The sequence below is a fragment of the Polaromonas sp. genome (genome assembly GCF_018780625.1).
Taxonomy (GTDB): Bacteria; Pseudomonadota; Gammaproteobacteria; order Burkholderiales; family Burkholderiaceae_C; genus Polaromonas.
The window spans coordinates 5,692-8,174 of record NZ_JADMJK010000158.1 but is presented as its reverse complement, the minus strand read 5'-3'; the positions used below and the strand labels follow the sequence as shown (position 1 = coordinate 8,174).

The following is a 2,483-nucleotide window of genomic DNA, read 5'->3' as shown; positions in this document are numbered from 1 at the left end:
CTTCCCGGCGCTGGCGCCGCTCCGAAATTTTGATGAATCAGGCCTTTAGCCCATACAGGGCCATGACAAACAGCTATTTATTAAATAGCATTAAAACGTTGTCAGGGCTGAACCAAAACCCCGCACCCCTCAAAAAACCCGCTGCTGGAACCACCAGGCCGCCACCAGGATCAGAAGCACCGAGCCGCCGCGCACCACCACCCGGTGGTACCACGGCTTGCGCACCACCAGTTGCGACACCAGTACCCACACCGCCACGGCCATCAGTTGCCCGGCCTCCACCCCCAGGTTAAAACCGGCCAGCGCCCACGGCAGCAGGCCCTCGGGCGCAGCCGCCTCCTGAAGCAAGCCGGCAAAACCAAAGCCGTGCACCAGGCCAAACAGCAGCGCCAGCACATCGGTGCGGACCCAGTGCACCGGTCGCAGATTGAGCAGCGCAGTCACGGCAATCGACAGCGCAATCACCGGCTCCACCCACAGCGGGGACGCCTGCGTCACGCCCAGCGTGGCCAGCACCAGCGTGATCGAATGGCCCAGCGTGAACGCCGTCGCGGTGCGCAACAAGGCCCACCAGGCGCTGCCGGCTTTCGCGCTGGCGCTGGCCCGGCCCGCCCTAAAGCCCAGGACCAGCTGCAGCGGCAACACCAGCGCGAGCAAAAACGCGAGGTGGTCAAAGCCCTCGAGCAAATGGTGCATACCCAGGCTGAAATAGGCGCGCAGCGCGGCCCAGCGGCCCGACGGCGGCGACTCCGCTGCCATGCCCACATCCTGCGGGATACCCGGGCTCAGCAGCAAGCCGGTTTTCTGCAGCGGCGAGGTGGTGGTCAGCAGGTCGCGGCCTGCCATGCGGCCCGCCACCAGCAGGCGGTGCGTGGCATCCACGTTGCCCAACAGCGTGTAGTTCAACAGCAGCGCCTGCGCGGCCGGGCAGCGCGCCTGCGCCGTCATGCGGACGTAGGTGCCGTCGCTGCGCCGCTCCAGGCCGTCCGACTGCCAGTCAAGCCGGCACGGCGCAGCCCCGGTCGAGGCGTCACCACCGGCGCTGATCGTGGCCGCGCCATTCAGCAGCGCCTGTACCTGGGGCATGGCGGCCTTGACTTCGCCCCAGGTCACGCGTGCATCGGCGTTGGCGTCCAGCGGCACCAGCAGGTCAAGGTCCTTGATCGCGACGGACAGCACGAAGCGGACATCCCGAACGCCAGCCGACGCGGGCGCGGCGCCTGCTGCAGCCAGGACGACCTGCTGTACATCGAGATAAGCATCGCTGCCCTTGTGCGCCAGCGCCGGACCGACGGCCACGGTGGCCAGCGCCAGGACCAGCCGGACAGCGGCCTTGTTCAGGAAACCAATCATTTGGTGCTCCTGCCCACGGCGTTGGCATTGCCCGGCGCCAGGGACGCCAACCGGGTGTCCTGCAGCCCGGTGGCACGAAGCGCGGCGGCCAGCTCGGCCATTGCGGCCGGGTCCCTGGCCGCCTGCGCGCTTTGCGCCGCGACCCACCAGTCGATCGGCTCGCGCTGCAGCAGCAGGTTGCGGCGTGCCAGCGCCAGCGCGGCGGCCGGCCGGTCGTCAAGCCACAGCGCCGCCAGCGCCAACTCGCGCCCATGCAGCGCCGGGTCGTCGCCGCGCCGCGTGAGTTCCGCCACGCGCGACTGCAGCAGATCCCGCGCGGCCTGCCAGCGCGCGTCACCGAGCGCACGCCAGGCGGCGGCCCGGCGCAGCACCACGGCATCGGTTTCGGGCGACGCGGCAAGCACCTGCAGCGCCTGCGCCGGCTTGCCGGTACGCAGCAGCAGGTCGCTGTAGGCAATCGCGGTGTACAGGTCGGCCTGGGCCGACAGGCTGGCGGCATACGACTGCGCGGCGGCCCGGTCCTGGCCGGCCCGTTCCTGGCTTTCCGCCAGCAGCGACAGCAGCCAGCTGCGCTGGCCGGCATTGGTCGCGGAGCTGGCGATAAGGGCCTGAAGGCCTTGCGCCGCCGGGGCGTTCCGGCCCTGCAAGGACTGGGTTTCGAGCGTGCAGGCCTGCGCGTACAGCGGCTGCCCGGCACGCGCCACGGCATCGCAGGCGCTGAGCGCCCTGGCATAGTCGGCGGACAACCGTTCCAGCGACGCCAGGTTGAGCCAGCCCTGCGCATGGCCGGGTGCGCGCGCCAATGCGGCGGTCAGCAGCTGGCGCGAGGCGCCAAACTCGTGCCGCCCCTGCTGCACCGTCGCCTGCAGCACGGCCAGGTCGACCGGCGCATCGGCGCGGTCCCACCAGGGCGCCAGCACGGCCTGCGCACGGCCCCAGTAGCGCGTGTCGCCGGTCTGCCGGGCCACCGAAATATCCTCGCGGGCCTGCCGGGCGGCGGCATCGGGGGCCATGGTGCTGGCGGGCGCGATGGCCGCGAGGGACGGCCGGCTGCGCGTGACCAGCGGCAAGACTTCGAGCACCTCGTCGTCGCGCGCGGGCTGCACGGCGGTTGCCGCAGCGGCCTGGAA

2 protein-coding genes are annotated in these 2,483 nt (G+C 70.8%); both read right to left on the bottom strand.

Translation table 11 applies throughout. The features are described from left to right. Positions 1 to 129: 129 nt before the first annotated feature. Positions 130 to 1,353 (bottom strand): HupE/UreJ family protein, encoded by a 1,224-nt coding sequence (locus IV091_RS12945; RefSeq protein ID WP_293469360.1) that lies wholly within the window; start codon positions 1,351 to 1,353, stop codon positions 130 to 132. Next, a partial coding sequence (locus IV091_RS12940) for a hypothetical protein (protein WP_293469358.1) occupies positions 1,350 to 2,483 on the bottom strand: 1,134 nt, incomplete at its 5' end. The genes IV091_RS12940 and IV091_RS12945, both read right to left, overlap by 4 nt.